Raw genomic sequence first — 18,717 nt, forward strand, 5'->3', positions numbered from 1 at the left:
TTACCTGCTTCCCTGACTGTCAACTCGCTCTTCCCCCAGACTCCGCGAAGAACCAAAAGAAAGCGCGCCCCTGCATCCGGCCCTGCGCTACGCGCAGGGTTCGTTCACTCCATCGCCGCTCCAGGGGCCGGCTTACAAGGGCCATCCATGGCCCTTTAAGCCTTTCGCCGCATCCATGCGGCTCATCCCCTTACGCAACGATTCCGCTCACCCTCCTGAAGGGGAATTGGGTGTTGCCTGTCAGGCCGTGGATGAAAAAGCGAATGCCAGTGCAACGCAATGTAGGGTGGAAAACTGCGAAGCATTTTCCACCACAGGCTACAACCAAGTTCTCGCAGGACCATGGCGGATTACTTTTCAAAACGGTGGGTAAGCTTCGCGTTACCCACCCTACGGACTTCGCGTCCCTCCGCGCACCCCGGCAGCACGCCCTTCGCATCAACCCCAAGGCAGTCACACCGCCTTCCAGAGGAGAACACCCATGAACAACCAACCCCTGCGCGTCGGCATTGGCGGGCCGGTCGGTTCCGGCAAGACCGCCCTGACCCTCGCCCTGTGTCAGGCCCTGCGCGACCGCTACAACCTCGCCGTGGTGACCAACGACATCTACACCCAGGAAGACGCCCAGTTCCTCGTGCGTAACGAAGCCCTGGCACCCGAGCGCATCATCGGTGTGGAAACCGGCGGCTGCCCGCATACGGCGATCCGCGAGGACGCCTCGATCAACCTCGAGGCCGTGGAGCAGCTCAACCGGCGCTTTCCCGGCCTGGACTTGATCATCGTCGAATCCGGCGGCGACAACCTCTCGGCGACCTTCAGCCCGGAGCTGTCGGACCTGACCATCTACGTGATCGACGTCTCCGCCGGCGACAAGCTGCCGCGCAAGGGCGGGCCGGGCATCTGCAAGTCCGACCTGCTGGTGATCAACAAGATCGACCTGGCGCCCATGGTCGGTGCCTCGCTGGAGGTGATGGATCGCGACGCCCGCAAGATGCGCGGCGAGCGGCCGTTCGTCTTCAGCAACCAGAAGGTCGGCCAGGGTCTCGAGGAAATCATCGCCTTTATCGAGAAACAGGGAATGCTCAGCGCCGCGTGACCTCGCCCATCAACGGACATCGACCGAGTGCCAGCTTCTCGGTCCAGCTCTCAGCCTTGCAATCAGAGGAACTCGCATGAACGTACAGAAAATCCTGGTCACCTCCGCCCTGCTGCTCAGCCCTGCGCTAGCCCTGGCTCACCCCGGCCATGACCACGCCGGAGTGCTGTCCGGTATCGCCCACCCGATCTTCGGCCTCGACCATCTGCTGGCCATGCTCGCGGTGGGTCTATGGGCGGCTCAGCAGACTGGCAAGGCGCGCTGGGCGCTGCCGATGACCTTCGTCGCGACCATGCTGCTCGGCGGCCTGGCCGGCTTCGCCGGAATCGAAATGCCGCTGATGGAAACCGGCATCGCCGGCTCGGTGCTGGCCCTCGGCCTGCTGGTGGCACTGGCGGTACGCCCGCCGCTGGTCGTCGCCGCAGCGCTGACCGCCCTGTTCGCCGCCAGCCACGGCGTCGCCCACGGCCTGGAACTGCCAGAGCTGTCCAGCCCGTGGGGGTATGCCGCCGGCTTCATTGTTGCCACTGCCGCTCTGCATGCTGCCGGTTACGCGCTGGTGCGTTACCTGCCGCAGGCCGCCGCGCCACTGGTGCGCATCGCCGGCGCCGCCTCAGCAGTCACGGGCGCCTGGCTGCTGGCCAGCTGAGAACCAGGCCATGCCTAGTGATAGCGCCGTCGCAGCGCGACATTGAGGCGATCGACCACTTCGGCCCAGTCGGCATCCTCGAGGATTTCCTCGCGCAGGAAAGCCGCCTGGGCTGGCGTCCAGAACGACGCATCGGCCAGATAAACGTCTTCGGCCAGGGGCGAGTGGGTTTCGATAAAGCGCCTGATCGAGACATCATCGTTGGGCAGGCCCAACTGCTCGAACAGGTTATGGAAGGCGTGGATCGACTGTTCCATGTTGAACCTCCGGTGCTGACGCGGGAATGAACGATGTGAGTATCGTCCATTCCCACGAAACCGCCGTGGCAGCGCATGCTGATTCAGCGGAACGGCGGCTCGTCAAAGCTGCGCAGCTTGCGCGAATGCAGCGAGTTGAGCTGGCTGCGCAGCAGTTCCAGTGCGGTGATGCCGATTTTCAGGTGCTGGGTCACGGCCCGCTCGTAGAACGCATTGGCCGAGCCGGGCAGCTTGATCTCGCTGTGCAGCGGCTTGTCCGATACGCAGAGCAAGGTGCCGTACGGCACCCGCAGGCGGTAGCCCTGGGCGGCGATGGTGCCGCTTTCCATGTCCACCGCTACCGCGCGCGAAAGGTTGATCAGCGGCCTTTCCTGCGCCCAGCGCAGCTCCCAGTTGCGATCGTCGTAGGTCAGCACGGTGCCGGTACGCAAACGCTTCTTCAACGCTTCGCCCTGTTCGCCGGTGACCGTCGCGGCGGCATCCTGCAGCGCCTGCTGCACCTCGGCCAGTGCAGGCAGCGGGATGTGCGGCGGCAGTACGCGATCGAGGATGCCATCGCGGCGCATGTAGGCGTGGGCCAGCACGTAGTCGCCGATGGATTGCGACTGCCGCAGCCCGCCGCAGTGACCGATCATCAGCCAGCAGTGCGGGCGCAGCACGGCGAGGTGGTCGGTGATGTTCTTCGCATTGGACGGGCCGACGCCGATGTTGACCAGGGTGATGCCGTGGCCGTCCTCGGCGATCAGGTGATAGGCCGGCATCTGGTAGCGGTGCCACATCACGCCACCGATGATCGCCTGCGCCTCGCCCTCCTCCATGCCGCGCTCGATGATCACGTTGCCCGGCAAGACCATGCGCGTGAAGCGGGTGTCGTCGCGCAGCATGTCGAGGCCGTGGCGGATGAACTGGTCGACGTAGCGGTGGTAGTTGGTCAGCAGGATCCACGGCTGTACGTGGCGCCAATCGCTGCCGGTGTAGTGCACCAGCCGGCGCAGCGAGAAGTCCACCCGCGCGCCATCGAACAGTGCCAGCGGATAGGGATCGGCGTGCTCCCAGTCGTAGAGCCCGTCGGCGATATCGTCGGTAGCGGCGGACAGGTCGGTACTGGGGAATACCCGCGCCAGCTCGGCGGCGGTCACGCCGGTGCCGGCCAGCTCGTCGCCCTGCTCGATGACGTACGGATAAGGGATGTTGCGGTCGCTCATGCCGACCTCAACGGTGACGTTGAAGTCCTGGATCAGCGGTTTCAGCTGATCGAGCAGATAGGCGCGGAACGCCGCCGGATGGGTCACGGTGACGCTGTACACGCCGGGCGCCTGCACCTTGGCGTAGGCACGGGTCGAGGCCGGCACTTCGCCGTGGCACTCGTAGGTCAGGCGCAGCTGCGGGTAGCGGAACAGGTTGCGCTCCGCGGCGCTGGGCTCGGTGCGGCTGGTTACGTAGCGTTTGAGCGCCTGGTTTAGGGCCGCTGTGGCCTGCGCGTGCAGCTCGGCCAGCTTGTCGACCGCCTCCTCAGCGCAGGTGGCGACGGTGAAGGTTCTGGATTCGTTGGAAGTCATGGCTCATCCTGGCTTAACACACGGGCCTATCTTGGCTGCATTTGGTGACGGATGTATACGCAGCCGAGCGGTTGGAGCCGCATCCGAGACGCCGGCGCGCTGGAAATGAGCGCCGTCATCGGCGAAAAAAATCCGACGCCAGAGCCTGGCGTCGGATTCGGGCACCGCTTCGAGCCCGCCGCCGATGCATTGCTGCATCAGCCGCACAGGCTCCTACCGATTACTTGTCCAGCAGCATGGTGCCGTTCTTGGCGAAGTTGGCATGCCAGGAGAAGGCTTTTTCCAGCACGTGCGGGGTGTGGCCGCCACGCTGTTTCGCCTCTTCGAGGTAGGCGAGCGCCTGGGCCCTGTAGTCCGGGTGCATGCAGTTGTTGATGACTCGCGCCGCCGCCTCGACGGGCGCCAGCCCGCGCAGATCGGCATAGCCCTGCTCGGTGATGATCACGTCGACGTCGTGGTTGGTGTGATCCACGTGCGTGACGAACGGTACGATGGAGGAGATCTTGCCGTCCTTCGCCGTCGAGGTCGTCACGAAGATGCTGATACGTGCGTTGCGGGCGAAGTCACCCGAGCCGCCGATACCATTCATCATGTGGGTGCCGTTGACGTGCGTGGAGTTCACGTTGCCGTAGATGTCGGCTTCCAGCGCAGTGTTGAAGGAGATGATCCCCAGCCGGCGGATCACTTCCGGATGGTTGGAGATCTCCTGCGGACGGAACACCACCTTGCCGGCGTACTTGGCGAGGTCCGAGGCCAGGTTGTCCACGCGCTTCTTCGACAGGGAGAAGGCGGTGGCGGCGGCGAACTTCACCACTCCGGCGTCGATCAGGTCGAAAACGCCGTCCTGCAGCACTTCGGAAGCGACGGTCAGGTCCTTGAACTCCGAAGTCTTCATGCCGGCCAGCACCGCGTTGGCCACCGAGCCCACACCGGACTGCAGCGGAGCCAGGCTGTTGGTCAGGCGTCCCAGCTTCACTTCCTCACGCAGGAAGTCCAGCAGGTTGTCGGCGATCTTCTGGGTTTCGGCGTTCGGCTCGAACAGCGGGGAAGGAATGTCCGGCTCGCTGGACAGCACAATACCGCGCACCTTGGCCGGATCGACCGGGATACCGATCGAGCCGATGCGCTTGCTGACGTTGTAGACCGGGATGTCCTTGCGCGAATCCTCGCCGGCCGGGCCGGAAATGTAGATGTCGTGCATGCCTTCGTACTCGCGCGGAGCAGAAGTGTTCAGCTCGATGATCACGTGCTTGGCGTTCTGCACGAAGATCGGCGAGTTACCGACCGAACCGGTCGGGATGATCTGGCCATCCTCGGTGATCGCAGCCGCCTCGATGATGGCGTAGTCGACCTGTGGCAGCACGCCTTGACGCAGCAGTTCCGCGGTATGGGACAGGTGCTGGTCGATGTAGAGCACCTCGCCGGCGTTGATCTTCTTGCGCTGCACCGGGTTGCCCTGATACGGAATGCGCTTGTTGATGATGCCGGCTTCGGCCATCGACTGGTCGGCTGCCGGGCCCATGGACGCGCCGGTGAACAGGTTGACCTTGAATTTCTCGCGCTGGCCGCGTTCGGACAGTGCCTTCGGAAACACCTTCGGCTCTCCGAACAGGGTGAAGCCGCTCATGCCCAGCGTCATGCCGTCCTCGATCCACGACGCGGCCTCTTCTGCCGAGACGACCTTGTCGAGAAACGCTGCGTTGCGGATGTACTTGTTTAGATCGGTTGCCATGAACTCACCTCAGAAACTCATCGAATGCTCGTCCGTGAAGGCTCTGCAAAGAAATTCGCCAGGCCTGACGAGGCAGGGAGACGGCCACTTGATGTCCGGAGACAAAGCGCCCATGTCTTTTGCCGCTCAATATCGGAACCTCAAAAAATCATGCGGCACTTGCAACCCCGTAACGTAGTCGCTCGCCCCATTCTAGGAGCACCAGCTCGTTTGGCTGTTATACAAAGGTACTAGCAGGCCGCCGCACAGGAGAGGTCATAGCCGGTATCGACGCCCAGCGCAACCGCGACCGGCCGGCGGCGAGGCGTTCGCAGGCCGACTTCCCGCAGTAAACCGGGCCACCCAGGCTGTCGCCGCGCTCAAAGCGCCGCCTGAACGCTGTCAAATGAGGAAACGAACCGGGCACCGCCGTCACTTCCCCGCGCTGGTCTTCGCCACCATACTCGCGTCCGCCCGACTGTATTCAACGGTAGCCCCACGGTCGCGGGCAGGGCGATGATCGAAACAGACAGGTAGGCATCATGCAAGCAACACCCGTGGAAACGAGCACTCGTCGTCGACTGCAACAGGTCATCGAGCAGCCAGCCGTTCAGCGCAGCATTCTGCTGCTGATCGTGATCAACGCGGCCATCCTCGGCATGCAGACTTCGCCGGCACTGGTGGCCAGCTGGGGCGAGCTGCTCAGAGTGCTCGACATGTTGATCCTCGGCGTATTCGTGGTGGAAATCGCAGCGCGCATCTACGTTCATCGCGCGGCGTTTTTCCGTGATCCCTGGAGCCTGTTCGATTTCACCGTGGTGGCCATCGCGCTGGTGCCCGCCAGCGGCCCGTTCAGCGTTCTACGTGCCCTGCGCGTACTGCGGGTGATGCGCATGGTCACCATGGTGCCGTCGATGCGTCGTGTGGTCGGCGCGCTGCTGTCGGCCATTCCCGGCCTGGGCTCGATTGCCATGGTGCTGGCGCTGGTCTTCTACGTTTCCGCGGTGATCGCCACCGGGCTGTTCGGCGCCGACTTCCCCGAGTGGTTCGGCAACCTCGGCCGTTCGGTGTACACGCTATTCCAGGTGATGACTCTGGAAAGCTGGTCGATGGGCATCGTGCGCCCGCTGATGGACGTATTCCCCTACGCCTGGGTGTTCTTCATCCCGTTCATCCTGATTGCCACCTTCACCATGCTCAACCTGTTCATCGCCATCATCGTCAACGCGATGCAGACGGTTACCGATGCGGAGCACGAAGCCACCCAGGCGAGCATCGAGGCGGCGCGCGAGCACATCGAGGCCGACCTGCATGAAGAGGTCCGCGCCCTGCGTGGGGAAATCGCCGAGCTCAAGGACCTGCTACGCGGGCAGGCGCGCCGCTAGGCGGCGCAATCCTGCCCCGGAGTCACAGCTGCGGCGCACTGCGCGCCAGCAGCGCGTCGATGTCGAGCCCGCGCGGCAACGTTCCATAAACGCGCCCATGCACTTCCAGGCGACTGGCGATGAAGGCATCCGAAACGGCGGCGTTGCCCGCTTCGAGCAGCAGTTTGGCCTGCAGACCGACGGCAACGTCCTCGGTGAGCTGGCGGGCGCGGTACTGGATGTCCTCGGTGTCGCCGAAGGCCGTCTTCAGTCGCTGTATATGCGCCTTAAGGCGCGCGTCGCCGTGGCCGCCCCCGAGTTCGGTGAACAGTACTTCGAGCACGCCCGGCTCCTTCGATAGCGCGCGCAAGACGTCGAGGCACTGCACGTTGCCGGAACCTTCCCAGATGGAATTCACCGGTGCCTCGCGATACAGCCGCGGCAGGATGGTTTCCTCGACGTAGCCGGCACCACCCAGGCATTCGCTGGCCTCGGCGATCATGTTCGGCGCGCGTTTGCAGATCCAGTACTTGCCGACGGCGGTGACCAGCCGGGCGAACTTGTCTTCGTGCTCATCATGGCGATTGTCCTGAGCACGGCCCATGCGCAGGGTCAGCGCCAGCGCCGCTTCGCTTTCCAGGGCGAGATCGGCCAGTACGTTCTGCATCAGCGGCTGCTCCAGCAGGACCCGGCCGCCGACCTGGCGGTGCGCGCAATGGTGCATGGCCTGGGTCAGGGCCTGACGCATCAGCGAGCAGGAGCCGATCATGCAATCGAAACGGGTCGAGGAGACCATCTCGATGATGGTCGGCACGCCGCGCCCTTCCTCACCGACCATCCAGGCCAGCGCGCCGCGGTACTCGACTTCGCTGGAGGCGTTGGCCCAGTTGCCCAGCTTGTTCTTCAGGCGCTGGATGTAAAACTGGTTGCGCGTGCCATCCGGGCGATGGCGCGGCAGCAGGAAGCAGGACAGGCCCTTGTCGGTCTGCGCCAGGGTGAGGAAGGCATCGCACATCGGCGCCGAACAGAACCACTTGTGCCCGACCAGCTCGTAGGTCTGCCCGGGGCCACCGGCGCCAACCGGATACGCGCGTGTGCTGTTGGCGCGCACGTCGGTGCCGCCCTGTTTCTCGGTCATCGCCATACCGATGGTGACGCCGGCCTTCTGCTCCATCGGCAGGTTGCGCGGGTCATATTCGCGGGCGAGGATCTTCGGCAGCCAGCGTTCGGCTAGGTCAGGCTGCAGGCGTAGCGCCGGCACGCTGGCGTAGGTCATGGTCAACGGGCAGCTGCTGCCGGCTTCGGCCTGGTTGTGCAGGTACATCAGCGCCGCACGGGCCACTTGGGCACCGGGCTGCGGATCGCTCCAGGGCAGCGACGGAATGCCGTGCTCGACGGCAGCACGCATCAGTTCGTGATAAGCGGGGTGAAACTCCACCAGATCGATGCGATGGCCGTAGCGGTCATGACTCCTGAACACCGGCCTGTTCTCGTTGGCGAGAAAGCCGGCCTGCATCAAGGGCCCGCCGGCGAGCGCGCCGTAGACGTCCAGCCGCGCCTGCGCCCAGCCGGCATGGTAACGCTGTACCCACTGCTGCAACGGCAAGTCGATGCGATAGAGATTGGCACCGTCGAGTGGCGGAACCTGGTTGGTGACCTCATGGGTTTCGGCGCAACTCTGCAGATTCATCTGGGCGTCCTCCTTCGATACCGGCGCAGCTGCCAGCAAGCGTAGTCGGCCTGGGCGGTGCGTCGGCCGCGCGGCAATGGATCGGCAGTGAAACATGCTGCGCGGCGAGGATTGAAGCGAGGTATCGGCCAAAAGGTCCGCGCGTCAGGCAATCGGCGCGCTGGGCGGAAGTCCGTTGGCACGGCCCGCGGCGAGCCCATCCGCGGCGCTCAGCGGCAGGCGCAGGCGCACGCAGAAGCGGCTACCCAGCCCCGGTCGCGATTGCTGATCGAGCTGCCCACCCATCACTTCGATCAGCCCCCGACTGATTGCCAGGCCAATACCGAGGCCGCCATAGCGCCGGGTCATGGAGCCGTCGACCTGACGGAACTGGTGATAGAGAAAGGCCTGATCGGCGTCGCTGAAACCGATGCCGCTGTCGACGACCTCGATATTCAGCAGCAGCTCGCGCTGCTCCACCGCGCCGGCGAAACGCAGCGTGACGGCTCCGCGGGAAGTGAACTTGACGGCGTTGTCGAGCAGATGACAGATGCTCTGTTCCAGCTTCTCGCCATCGCCGTACACGCGGTCGGGCAGTTTCTCGTCGAACTCGAGATCGAAGGCCAGGCCCTTGTCCTGCGCCCGTGGGTCGAACTGCTGCTGCAGCCGTGCCGCAGCTTCCCGCAGACTGAAACGCTGATCCTGCAGGCGCAGCTTGCCGGCGCGCAGTTCGCTGAGCACCAGGATGTTGTTGACAAGGCGCATCATGTCGCGCGCCGAGCTGGTGGCGATGTGCTGGTATTGCTGCAGCTCTTCCGCCGTATCCGAGCTGGGCAACAGCTCCAGGGCACCCATGACGCCCATCATCGGCGTGCGCAGTTCGTGGCTGATATTGGAGAGAAACTCGTCCTTGAGTCGGTTGCCCTCGGCCAGCTCGCAGTTCAGCTGTTCCAGCTCGGCTCGAGCGTTTTCCAGGATCTTCGCCCGTTCGTCCTTCAGCGCGTTGATGCGATCGGCCAGCGCCATCGACAGCAGCACTACTTCCAGCGCGGCGCCAAGCTGGCTGGCGTACATGGTCAGGAAGTTGTGCGGCAGGTGCCCGAGCACCATCAGCGTGTTGATCTGCCCGCCGACCAGCAGCGCGCTCCAGGCGATGATGAAGTAGCGCGCCACGCGCATGCCACGCAGCCAGGCCAGGATGCCGGCGGCAAACACCGCCAGGGTGAACAGCAGCGCCAGCGCGGTGGCCAGGCGCAGGGACACTCCGTAATCGGCGGCCATTGCGAGCGCCATCACCAGCACCGAGAAGACAATGATCAGCCGCAGCAGCCAATCCACCCAGCGGCTGTGCTCGGCGGTGCGCAGGAAGCTGCGGGTAAACAGGCAGCCGAACAGCCCGGTGGCCCCGATCAGCAGCGGCGTCGCGGCATTGGCCCACCAGGGACGATCCGGCCAGAGGAACTGCACACCGGCGCCGTTCACCGAGACCTGGTAGAGGCCGAACGCGGCGATGTAGAGGATGTAGTAGAGATAGCTGGGATCGCGGATGCTGATATAGATGAACAGGTTGTAGACCAGCATCGCCAGCAGTACGCCGTAGATCATGCCCAGCACATAGAGCCGCCCGGGTTGCGCCTCAAGATAGGCGTGATGCGACCAGAGACTCAGGGGCACCTGGATCGAACCCTCGCTTTGCACGCGCAGGTACAGGCGCTGGGGCCGATCAGTCGGCAGCTGCACTTCGAACAGGTAGTTGCCCTGGCCGATCTCACGGCTGGCCCAGGGGCGGGTGTCGCCGGTGTCGCGGGCCAGGCGGTAACCGCCTTTGCCGTCCGGCAGGTACAGCTGCAGGCTGTCGAGCGGCGGATAGGCCACCTCCAGCAACCAGCGTCGCGCGCCTTGCACGGTTTGCGGACGGTAATGCAGATCGACGCGCACCCAATGCGCGGAGCGCGAATAGCCGGCGTTGAACACCGCGGTCCGGTGAGGCAGGAAGTGACTTTCGAGCGCGGGCGAGGCGACTTCGTCGATTTGCGCGTCGCCAAGTGGGTCCTCGAACACCCGCATGTGCTGCCCGAGTGGCAGGTGACGGGTGTGTTCGTCCAGTTCGACGGCGGCGGCCAGGGCCGGCAAGAGGGCCAGGATGAGCAGGAAGACGTACCGCATGATGCCTCGTGCAGGCCAGGCGACGAAAACGGATTCACGCCCCGCGAACCCCGCCACCCGGTCCGAAAACCAAAGTGCCAGCAATCTACCACAGCGACGGTTGCAGCCGGAAAAGGCGAATGTCTGAGGGATCGATCGTCCGACGTCCGGCGAACGCCGCGGTGGCGGTTCGACGCACAACTGCCGCGTCCCGCCGGCGCTGTTTGGTGATAAGCTCGCACGCCATGAAAAACCCTACTTCAAGACCCGTCGTCCTCTGTCTGTCCGGCCATGACCCCAGTGGCGGCGCCGGCCTGCAGGCGGACATCGAAGCCCTTCTGGCGCAAGCCTGTCACGCCGCACCGACGGTCACCGCACTGACCGTGCAGGACACTGTCAACGTCACCGACTTCCGCGTCCTCGACCGCGAATGGGTGATCGCCCAGGCCAACGCAGTGATCGCCGATATGCCGATCGCGGCAGTCAAGCTCGGCATGCTCGGCTCGGTGGAAATGGTCGAGACCGTTCTCGAGATCATGGCCAGGCTGCCCGGCGTGCCGCTGGTCTGCGATCCGGTACTGCGCGCCGGTGGCGGCGGCGCGCTGGGCAAGGATGATGTCGGCTTCGCCATGCGCGAGCGGTTGTTCCCGGTGTCGACCATCGCCACACCGAACCTGCCGGAAGCCCGCATCCTCGCCGAGCTGCCCGAGGGCAGCGCCGACGAATGTGCCGAACGCCTGCTGCCGCACATCCGCCACCTGCTGATCACCGGCGGCCACGGCGATGAAAGCGAAGTGCATAACCGTCTTTACTGCCGCGATGGTAGCCGCCACGATTTCACCTGCGCGCGCCTGCCTGGCAGCTATCACGGTTCCGGCTGCACACTGGCCAGCGCCCTGGCCGGCCGTTTGGCGCTGGGCGAGGAGCTGACCAGTGCCGTCCGTTCGGCGCTCGACTACACCTGGCGCACCCTGCGCGATGCCGAGGCGCCCGGCCACGGGCAATTCGTCCCGCGGCGCCTGCCACTGGACCTGGTCTGACTGGAGAGCAGCGCATGAAGGATTCGACCCGCCTGCGCGGCCTGTACGCCATCACCGACAGCAAGCTGCTCGCCGAGGGCCGTTTGCTGCCGTATGTCGAAGCCGCGTTGAAAGGTGGCGCCCGCCTGCTGCAGTACCGCGACAAATCCAGTGACGAGGCCCGTCGCTTGCGTGAGGCCGATGCGTTGCAGGAACTCTGCGCCCGCCATGGCGCGCAACTGATCATCAACGACGACGCCGAGCTGGCGGCGCGACTGGGTGTCGGCCTGCACTTAGGCCAGGAAGATGGCTCGCTGGCCGCCGCCCGTGCCCTGCTCGGCCGCCAGGCAATCATCGGCGCCACCTGCCATGCGCAGCTGCCGCTGGCCGAGCAGGCCGCACGTGAGGGCGCCAGCTATGTCGCCTTCGGCCGCTTCTTCCAGTCGCAGACAAAGCCGGGCGCACCCTCGGCCGGTCCCGAGCTGCTGCGCGAAGCCCGCGCCCGCATTGGCCTGCCGATTGTTGCCATTGGCGGCATCACGCCGGAAACGGCACCAAGCCTGATCGCCGAGGGCGTGCAGATGATCGCCGTGGTGCACGCGCTGTTCGCCGCTGACAGCCCGGCCGAGGTCGAGCGCCGCGCCAGAGCGTTCAGCCAGTTGTTCAATACCCCCTGATTCCGCCACGACTGACCCGCCACACGGCGGTCAGCCCCTGCTTTGCGAGGCCCGCATGTCCCGTTCCGAAACCCTTTTTGCCGCTGCCCAAACCCACATCCCTGGCGGCGTCAACTCCCCCGTACGCGCCTTCCGCAGCGTCGGCGGCACCCCGCTGTTCCTCAAGCACGCCGAAGGCGCCTATGTCATCGACGAGGACGACAAGCGCTACGTCGACTACGTCGGCTCCTGGGGCCCGATGATCCTCGGCCACAGCCATCCGCAGGTGCTGGATGCGGTGCGTCGCCAGCTCGAGCACGGGCTGTCCTACGGCGCGCCGACCGCGATGGAAACCGAGATGGCCGAACTGGTCTGCCGCCTGGTGCCGTCCATGGAGATGGTGCGCATGGTCAGCTCCGGCACCGAAGCGACCATGAGTGCGATCCGCCTGGCCCGTGGTTACACCGGCCGCGACGCCATCATCAAGTTCGAAGGCTGCTACCACGGTCACTCCGACAGCCTGCTGGTGAAAGCCGGTTCTGGCGCCCTGACCCAGGGCGTACCCAGCTCAGCGGGCGTGCCGGCGGACTTCGCCAAGCACACCCTGACACTGGCCTACAACGACCTCGCCGAAGTCGAAGCCACGCTGAAGGAAAAGGGCGAGCAGGTCGCCTGCATCATCGTCGAGCCGGTCGCCGGCAACATGAACTGCGTGCCGCCGGCGCCGGGCTTCCTCGAAGGCCTGCGCCGCCTGTGCGACGCGCACGGCGTGGTGCTGATCTTCGACGAGGTGATGACCGGCTTCCGCGTCGCCCTCGGCGGCGCCCAGGCCTACTACGGCGTGACGCCGGACCTGTCGACCTTCGGCAAGATCATTGGCGGCGGCATGCCGGTCGGCTGCTTCGGCGGCAAGCGCGCCATCATGGAACGCATCGCCCCGCTCGGCCCGGTCTACCAGGCTGGCACTCTATCGGGCAACCCACTGGCCATGGCCGCCGGCCTGACCACCCTCGAGCTGATCAGCCGCCCCGGCTTCCATGACTCCCTGAGCGCCTATACCAGCCGCATGCTGCAGGGTCTGCAGGATCGCGCCGATGCCGCCGGCATCCCCTTCGTCACCACTCAGGTCGGCGGCATGTTCGGCCTGTATTTCAGCGGCGCCGACGACATCGTGACCTTTGCCGACGTCATGGCCAGCGATGCCGATCGCTTCAAGCGCTTCTTCCACCTGATGCTCGAAGGCGGCGTCTACCTGGCACCGAGCGCGTTCGAGGCCGGTTTCACGTCCATCGCCCATGGCGACACCGAGCTCGCAATCACTTTGGACGCCGCCGAGCGCGCCTTCGCCAAGCTCAAGTGAGCCCGACGATGGAATTGCTGCAGAGCATCCTGCTCGCCCTGACTGCCGGCACCAGCGCACTGCTGATCGGCCGCGCCCGGCGCTGTTACGGCGAGGCGGACCAGCCAGCGCTGTTCAGCGCACTGCTTGGCTTCATCCTGACGGCCGCCAGCGCTGCGTGCGCCGCCGCGAGCCTGCTTGGCATGGATCTGGAGGAGGCGTACCAGTGGCTGGAGCGCGCCAGCCTGCTGCTCGGTTTGCCGCTGATCGCGGTAGCTGCGCTGACCCTGGCGCGGCGCTGGGTGTGGAGTCGACCGAACTGGGGTCGCGTGGTGTTGGGGCTGTGCGTGTTCTTCGAACTGGCGCGGCAGCTGGGCTGGAGCGAGCCCTACGCCTTCGGTCTGATGCTGACCAGTGCGCTGCTGGTGGTCTACGCCGGCGCGCTGCAATGGCCGGCAAGCCTGCCGACCCTTGCCGGCCTGGGGGCTGGCGTGCTTCTGCTGGGCGCGGCACCGCTGCCGAACGGCGGGTCGATCGTCCAGCCGCTCGGCGACCTGGGGCCGCTGCTATTGGCCATTGCTTGCCCGCTGCTGGCCATTCTGCTGGTGCGCCTGCCGGGCAGCGCACGCGAGGACGGCCCGGCGGTCGCATAAAAAGCCGATGACAGGCGGTTAAAGGCTTTGTAAGCAGGCTGCAGCTTATCCATAATGTGACGGCTGGCTCGTTCCAGCCTTTCATTACCGCCCTGCTCCTCGAGGCGCCAGATTTTCATGATCCGCACCGGCCGCATCCTGTCTTTGGGCTGTCTGCTGCTTCTCTCGCCTCTCACGGCCTTGGCCGGCGGGAATACCCTGCTGATCCCGGCGACCGCGCGCTGCGCGCTCGACACGCTTCCCGAAGAACTCCCCGAAGCCCTGAGAAACTGCCAGCAGGCCGCCAGCGAAGGCGACGTGCAAGCCGCCTACGAGCTCGGCGAATTCCACTACGACGGCAAGCGTGCGCCACGCGACCTGGCCAAGGCGCTGTACTGGTTCGAGCAGGCCTCACTTCACGGTCATGCGGCCGCGCAACACCGGCTCGGCGTGATGTTCTTCCGCGGTGAAGGGGTCAAGGCCAACAACGTGCAGGCCTACATCGTGCTGAAGATGGCCGCCGTGAATGGCGAGGACGATGCACTGGACACCGCCGACCGCGTCTCCGGACAGATGCGTCGCGACGAGCTGGAAATCGCCACCCAGGTTCTCGGGCAGATCTTCCGCGACTACCTGATGCAACTGCAGGCCGCCGACGCGCCGCAGATCCCCTGAACAATCGAGAAACCCCGCGGCATCCACCCGCGCTTTCCCCTGCTCGGTCGTGGGCATATAATCGCCGGTCATTTTTTGCACAACGCCGGCCCGTAACATGACCCGCAAGCTTTTCATCGAAACCCATGGCTGCCAGATGAACGAGTACGACAGCTCGCGCATGGTGGACCTGCTGGGCGAACACCAGGCCATGGAGATCACCGAGAACCCGGCAGAAGCCGACGTGATTCTTCTCAATACCTGCTCGATCCGCGAAAAGGCCCAGGAAAAGGTCTTCTCGCAACTGGGTCGCTGGCGCGAACTGAAGCTGGACAATCCGCAACTGGTGATTGGCGTCGGCGGCTGCGTGGCCAGCCAGGAAGGCGCGGCCATTCGCGACCGCGCCCCGTACGTCGACGTGGTCTTCGGGCCGCAGACCCTGCATCGTCTGCCGGAAATGATCGACGCCGCGCGCACCACCAAGAAACCGCAGGTGGACATTTCGTTCCCCGAGATCGAGAAGTTCGACCGCCTGCCAGAGCCGCGCGTCGACGGCCCCAGTGCCTTCGTTTCGGTCATGGAAGGCTGCAGCAAGTACTGCACCTTCTGTGTAGTGCCCTACACCCGCGGCGAAGAAGTCAGCCGCCCGCTGGCCGACGTGCTGGCGGAAGTCGTCCACCTGGCCGAAAACGGCGTGAAGGAAGTCACCCTGCTGGGGCAGAACGTCAATGGCTATCGCTACGACGGGCATGACTTCGCCGACCTGCTGCACGCCGTCGCCGCAGTAGACGGCATCGGCCGTATCCGCTACACCACCAGCCATCCACTGGAGTTCTCCGACGCGATCATCCAGGCCCATGCGGACATCCCGCAGCTGGTGAAATATCTGCATCTGCCGGTGCAGGCCGGGTCCGACCGCATCCTCGCGGCGATGAAGCGCAACCACACCGCCCTGGAGTACAAGTCGCGCATCCGCCGGCTCAAGGCCGCAGTGCCGGACATCCTGATCAGCTCGGACTTCATCGTCGGCTTCCCCGGCGAGACCGACAAGGACTTCGAGCAGACCATGAAGCTGATCGAAGATGTCGGCTTCGACTTTTCCTACTCCTTCGTCTACAGCTCGCGCCCCGGCACCCCGGCCGCGGATCTGGCCGACGACACCCCGGACGAGGTGAAAAAGCAGCGCCTGGCGATCCTCCAGCAGCGCATCAATCAGCAGGGTTTCGAGAACAGCCGACGGATGGTAGGCACCACTCAGCGCATCCTCGTCAGCGACTACTCGAAGAAGGACCCTGGCATGCTGCAGGGCCGTACCGAGCACAATCGCATCGTCAACTTCCGCTGCGACAACCCGCGACTGATCGGCCAATTCGTCGACGTGCACATCGACGACGCGTTGCCGCACTCGCTACGTGGCACCTTGCTAGGTTGAGAACCGGGCATGCGGCCCCCATGTGATTGCATCGGGGCCGCGACTGCGCTTTCCGCTTTGCGCCCGCGGCGCTATTCTTCCCTCACCACTTCGCCGACCACGGCCACATATAAAAGCCCTTGAACGCACCCATAGAACCGCATCGTTTCACCCTCGAACCCTTTGAAGCCCGTCGCTTCGCCAATCTCTGCGGCCAATTCGACGAGCATCTGCGCCTGATCGAACAGCGCCTGGAACTGGAGATCCGCAACCGCGGCAACCAGTTCGAGCTGATCGGCCCAACCGACGCGGCCAAGTCTGCCGAACAGCTGCTGCGCCGGCTGTACCGGGAAACCAAGAACACCGAGCTCTCTCCGGACATGGTGCATCTGTACCTGCAGGAATCCGGAATGGAGGAGCTGGCCAATCCAAATGCGCACCAGGGCGTCGCCCTGCGCACCAAGAAGGGCATGATCCGCCCCCGCGGTGCGAATCAGCAGCGCTACGTCAAAGCCATCCTCGACAACGACATCAACTTCGGCGTCGGTCCTGCCGGTACCGGCAAGACCTACCTCGCCGTCGCCTGTGCCGTGGACGCGCTGGAGCGCGAACAGGTGCGCCGCATCCTCCTTGTACGCCCGGCGGTGGAAGCTGGCGAAAAGCTCGGTTTCCTGCCCGGCGACCTGGCACAGAAGATCGACCCCTACCTGCGCCCCCTCTACGACGCGCTCTACGAGATGCTCGGTTTCGAGCATGTGGCACGGCTGATCGAGAAACAGGTGATCGAGATCGCCCCGCTGGCCTACATGCGCGGCCGCACGCTGAACAACAGCTTCATCATCCTCGATGAAAGCCAGAACACCACCCAGGAACAGATGAAGATGTTCCTTACGCGGATCGGCTTCGGCTCCACCGCGGTGATCACCGGCGACATCACCCAGGTCGACTTGCCCCGCGGCACCAAGAGCGGTCTGGCGCACGTCATCGAGGTGCTCAAGGACGTCAACGGCATCAGCTTCACCCACTTCAAGCCAAAGGACGTCGTGCGCCATCCGCTGGTGCAGCGCATCGTCGAGGCCTACGAGTCCTTCGAGGATCGCCAGTCGCCGGCCAGCAAGCGTGCCGCGCAGGACGCCAGCGATGATTGAGCTCGACCTGCAGTGCGCCAGCACGGGCGCTGCGCCGGCCCTCGCCGATCTGCAGCGCTGGTGCGAACTGGCGCTACGCCAGCGTAGCGGCGACTCGGAGCTGACCATTCGCCTGGTGGACGAGGAAGAAGGGCGCGAGCTGAACCGCACCTGGCGGCAGAAGGACTACGCGACCAACGTGCTGTCGTTCCCGGCAGACGTTCCCGACGAACTGCTGGACATCCCGCTGCTCGGCGATCTGGTCATCTGCGTCCCGGTGGTCGAGCGCGAAGCCGCGGAACAGGGCAAGGCACTGGCGGCACACTGGGCGCATCTGGTCATCCATGGCTGTCTGCATCTGCTCGGCTACGATCACATCGACGATGTCGAAGCAGAAGAGATGGAAGAGCTGGAGCGTCAACTGCTGGCCGAGCTGGGTCATCCCGACCCCTATGCCGAAGAATCGCCCGTCATGGGCACTTGCAAGGACTCCTGAGTCAACGACATGAGCGAAGATCGATCGATCAGCGGGCAGAAGACCTGGCTGGAAAAAATCACCCAGGCTTTTGCCCATGAGCCCAAGAATCGCCAGGAGCTGCTGGAAATCCTGCGCGAAGCCCATCAGAACAAGCTGCTCGACAGCGAGGCGCTGGCCATCGTCGAAGGTGCCATCCAGGTCGCCGACCTGCAGGTACGCGACATCATGGTGCCACGCTCGCAGGTGATCAGCATCAAGGCCGATCAATCCCCCCGCGAGTTTCTGCCGGCCATCATCGGTGCCGCACACTCGCGTTATCCGGTCGTCGGTGAAAGCCTCGATGAAGTGATCGGCGTGCTGCTGGCCAAAGACCTGCTGCCGCTGATCCTCAAGGACGAACACCACAGTTTCGACATCAAGGATCTGCTGCGCCCGGCCACCTTCGTGCCGGAGTCCAAGCGTCTCAACGTACTGCTGCGCGAATTCCGCGCCAACCACAACCACATGGCCATCGTCATCGACGAGTACGGCGGCGTGGCCGGCCTGGTGACCATCGAAGATGTGCTGGAGCAGATCGTCGGCGACATCGAGGACGAGCATGACGTCGAGGAAGACAGCTACATCCGCCCGCTGCCCAGCGGCGACTTCCTGGTCAAGGCGCTCACCCCGATCGACAGCTTCAACGAATACTTCGGCAGCGCCTTCCCCGACGACGAATTCGATACCGTCGCCGGCCTGGTGATGAGCACCTTCGGGCACCTGCCCAAGCGCAACGAAGTCACCGAGATCGACGGGTTCCGCGTGCGTGTGCTCAACGCCGACAGTCGCCGCGTGCATATGCTGCGCCTGAGCCGCACCGCGGGCGCGTAAGCCGGTACGAGCCGTTCCGCGCAGCCGACCCTGCGCGGACGCTCGTCCGCCAGCTGCTTGCCGGCCAACTTCATCGCCCTT

The 18,717-nt window shown here is 64.8% G+C and carries 17 protein-coding genes; 12 read left to right on the plus strand and 5 right to left on the minus strand.

The features are described 5' to 3' along the window. Positions 1-481 precede the first annotated feature (481 nt). Positions 482-1,096 carry an urease accessory protein UreG gene (ureG, locus tag RT582_RS19440; protein ID WP_313479403.1) on the plus strand — a complete coding sequence of 205 codons (615 nt, stop codon included), beginning with the start codon at positions 482-484 and terminating at the stop codon, positions 1,094-1,096. 76 nt (positions 1,097-1,172) lie between these two features. Beyond that, on the plus strand, positions 1,173-1,745 hold the full coding sequence (locus RT582_RS19445; protein WP_046617699.1) for a HupE/UreJ family protein: 573 nt from the start codon (positions 1,173-1,175) through the stop codon (positions 1,743-1,745). 14 nt (positions 1,746-1,759) lie between these two features. Here RT582_RS19445 and RT582_RS19450 read toward each other — a convergent pair whose 3' ends face one another. The 3 genes from RT582_RS19450 to RT582_RS19460 form a co-directional block, all read right to left on the minus strand. Further along, the gene (locus RT582_RS19450) at positions 1,760-2,002 is read right to left on the minus strand and encodes a DUF2789 domain-containing protein (protein ID WP_014818983.1); all 243 of its coding nucleotides are present in this window, start codon (positions 2,000-2,002) and stop codon (positions 1,760-1,762) included. An 83-nt stretch (positions 2,003-2,085) separates the two neighbouring features. Then, a complete protein-coding gene (gene amn / locus RT582_RS19455) occupies positions 2,086-3,561 on the minus strand; it encodes an AMP nucleosidase (protein ID WP_023444943.1) in 1,476 nt (491 codons plus the stop codon). Between the two features lie 220 nt (positions 3,562-3,781). Beyond that, positions 3,782-5,293 carry a succinate CoA transferase gene (locus RT582_RS19460; protein ID WP_313479408.1) on the minus strand — a complete coding sequence of 504 codons (1,512 nt, stop codon included), beginning with the start codon at positions 5,291-5,293 and terminating at the stop codon, positions 3,782-3,784. 521 nt (positions 5,294-5,814) lie between these two features. Between RT582_RS19460 and RT582_RS19465 the strand changes: the two genes are divergently transcribed. After that, positions 5,815-6,657: an ion transporter gene (locus tag RT582_RS19465; protein ID WP_044314081.1), complete on the plus strand. Its 843-nt coding sequence runs from the start codon at positions 5,815-5,817 to the stop codon at positions 6,655-6,657. Between the two features lie 22 nt (positions 6,658-6,679). On the opposite strand, the gene RT582_RS19470 is transcribed toward RT582_RS19465, so the two are convergent. Beyond that, positions 6,680-8,326: an acyl-CoA dehydrogenase family protein gene (locus RT582_RS19470; protein ID WP_046617694.1), complete on the minus strand. Its 1,647-nt coding sequence runs from the start codon at positions 8,324-8,326 to the stop codon at positions 6,680-6,682. Between the two features lie 144 nt (positions 8,327-8,470). After that, on the minus strand, positions 8,471-10,471 hold the full coding sequence (locus RT582_RS19475) for a sensor histidine kinase (protein WP_313479412.1): 2,001 nt from the start codon (positions 10,469-10,471) through the stop codon (positions 8,471-8,473). A 224-nt stretch (positions 10,472-10,695) separates the two neighbouring features. On the opposite strand from RT582_RS19475, the gene RT582_RS19480 reads away from it, so the two are divergent. From RT582_RS19480 to RT582_RS19520, 9 genes are all read left to right on the plus strand, one after another. After that, complete coding sequence (locus RT582_RS19480; RefSeq protein WP_313479415.1) at positions 10,696-11,490, plus strand: hydroxymethylpyrimidine/phosphomethylpyrimidine kinase; 795 nt, start codon at positions 10,696-10,698, stop codon at positions 11,488-11,490. A 14-nt stretch (positions 11,491-11,504) separates the two neighbouring features. Then, positions 11,505-12,146: a thiamine phosphate synthase gene (gene thiE / locus RT582_RS19485; RefSeq protein WP_041015910.1), complete on the plus strand. Its 642-nt coding sequence runs from the start codon at positions 11,505-11,507 to the stop codon at positions 12,144-12,146. Positions 12,147-12,201: 55 nt separating this feature from the next. Beyond that, complete coding sequence (gene hemL, locus RT582_RS19490) at positions 12,202-13,485, plus strand: glutamate-1-semialdehyde 2,1-aminomutase (protein WP_313479418.1); 1,284 nt, start codon at positions 12,202-12,204, stop codon at positions 13,483-13,485. Positions 13,486-13,493: 8 nt separating this feature from the next. After that, positions 13,494-14,117 (plus strand): hypothetical protein, encoded by a 624-nt coding sequence (locus tag RT582_RS19495; RefSeq protein WP_312914749.1) that lies wholly within the window; start codon positions 13,494-13,496, stop codon positions 14,115-14,117. 117 nt (positions 14,118-14,234) lie between these two features. Then, positions 14,235-14,771 (plus strand): tetratricopeptide repeat protein, encoded by a 537-nt coding sequence (locus tag RT582_RS19500; protein WP_125896941.1) that lies wholly within the window; start codon positions 14,235-14,237, stop codon positions 14,769-14,771. Between the two features lie 97 nt (positions 14,772-14,868). Continuing rightward, positions 14,869-16,182, plus strand: coding sequence for a tRNA (N6-isopentenyl adenosine(37)-C2)-methylthiotransferase MiaB (miaB, locus tag RT582_RS19505; RefSeq protein WP_003301730.1), 1,314 nt, complete (start codon positions 14,869-14,871; stop codon positions 16,180-16,182). Positions 16,183-16,301: 119 nt separating this feature from the next. Beyond that, positions 16,302-17,309, plus strand: coding sequence for a PhoH family protein (locus RT582_RS19510; protein ID WP_003301727.1), 1,008 nt, complete (start codon positions 16,302-16,304; stop codon positions 17,307-17,309). Further along, complete coding sequence (gene ybeY / locus RT582_RS19515) at positions 17,302-17,784, plus strand: rRNA maturation RNase YbeY (RefSeq protein ID WP_101275205.1); 483 nt, start codon at positions 17,302-17,304, stop codon at positions 17,782-17,784. Before RT582_RS19510 ends, ybeY begins: the two co-directional genes overlap by 8 nt. 9 nt (positions 17,785-17,793) lie before the next feature. Next, the gene (locus RT582_RS19520) at positions 17,794-18,636 is read left to right on the plus strand and encodes an HlyC/CorC family transporter (protein WP_003301723.1); all 843 of its coding nucleotides are present in this window, start codon (positions 17,794-17,796) and stop codon (positions 18,634-18,636) included. The last annotated feature ends 81 nt before the right edge of the window (positions 18,637-18,717 follow it).

Origin of the sequence: Stutzerimonas kunmingensis, from assembly GCF_032106285.1 — a bacterium.
In the GTDB taxonomy this organism is placed as follows: Bacteria; Pseudomonadota; Gammaproteobacteria; order Pseudomonadales; family Pseudomonadaceae; genus Stutzerimonas; species Stutzerimonas kunmingensis_B.

Excerpts from the sequence above, each read along its gene's own strand:
- amn (WP_023444943.1), bottom strand. The coding sequence starts at position 3,561 with ATGACTTCCAACGAATCCAGAACCTTCACCGTCGCCACCTGCGCTGAG.
- RT582_RS19500 (WP_125896941.1), top strand. The coding sequence starts at position 14,235 with ATGATCCGCACCGGCCGCATCCTGTCTTTGGGCTGTCTGCTGCTTCTC.
- ybeY (WP_101275205.1), top strand. The coding sequence starts at position 17,302 with ATGATTGAGCTCGACCTGCAGTGCGCCAGCACGGGCGCTGCGCCGGCC.
- RT582_RS19465 (WP_044314081.1), top strand. The coding sequence starts at position 5,815 with ATGCAAGCAACACCCGTGGAAACGAGCACTCGTCGTCGACTGCAACAG.
- RT582_RS19445 (WP_046617699.1), top strand. The coding sequence starts at position 1,173 with ATGAACGTACAGAAAATCCTGGTCACCTCCGCCCTGCTGCTCAGCCCT.
- ureG (WP_313479403.1), top strand. The coding sequence starts at position 482 with ATGAACAACCAACCCCTGCGCGTCGGCATTGGCGGGCCGGTCGGTTCC.
- thiE (WP_041015910.1), top strand. The coding sequence starts at position 11,505 with ATGAAGGATTCGACCCGCCTGCGCGGCCTGTACGCCATCACCGACAGC.
- RT582_RS19520 (WP_003301723.1), top strand. The coding sequence starts at position 17,794 with ATGAGCGAAGATCGATCGATCAGCGGGCAGAAGACCTGGCTGGAAAAA.
- RT582_RS19495 (WP_312914749.1), top strand. The coding sequence starts at position 13,494 with ATGGAATTGCTGCAGAGCATCCTGCTCGCCCTGACTGCCGGCACCAGC.
- RT582_RS19470 (WP_046617694.1), bottom strand. The coding sequence starts at position 8,326 with ATGAATCTGCAGAGTTGCGCCGAAACCCATGAGGTCACCAACCAGGTT.
- RT582_RS19480 (WP_313479415.1), top strand. The coding sequence starts at position 10,696 with ATGAAAAACCCTACTTCAAGACCCGTCGTCCTCTGTCTGTCCGGCCAT.
- RT582_RS19475 (WP_313479412.1), bottom strand. The coding sequence starts at position 10,471 with ATGCGGTACGTCTTCCTGCTCATCCTGGCCCTCTTGCCGGCCCTGGCC.
- hemL (WP_313479418.1), top strand. The coding sequence starts at position 12,202 with ATGTCCCGTTCCGAAACCCTTTTTGCCGCTGCCCAAACCCACATCCCT.
- miaB (WP_003301730.1), top strand. The coding sequence starts at position 14,869 with ATGACCCGCAAGCTTTTCATCGAAACCCATGGCTGCCAGATGAACGAG.
- RT582_RS19460 (WP_313479408.1), bottom strand. The coding sequence starts at position 5,293 with ATGGCAACCGATCTAAACAAGTACATCCGCAACGCAGCGTTTCTCGAC.
- RT582_RS19450 (WP_014818983.1), bottom strand. The coding sequence starts at position 2,002 with ATGGAACAGTCGATCCACGCCTTCCATAACCTGTTCGAGCAGTTGGGC.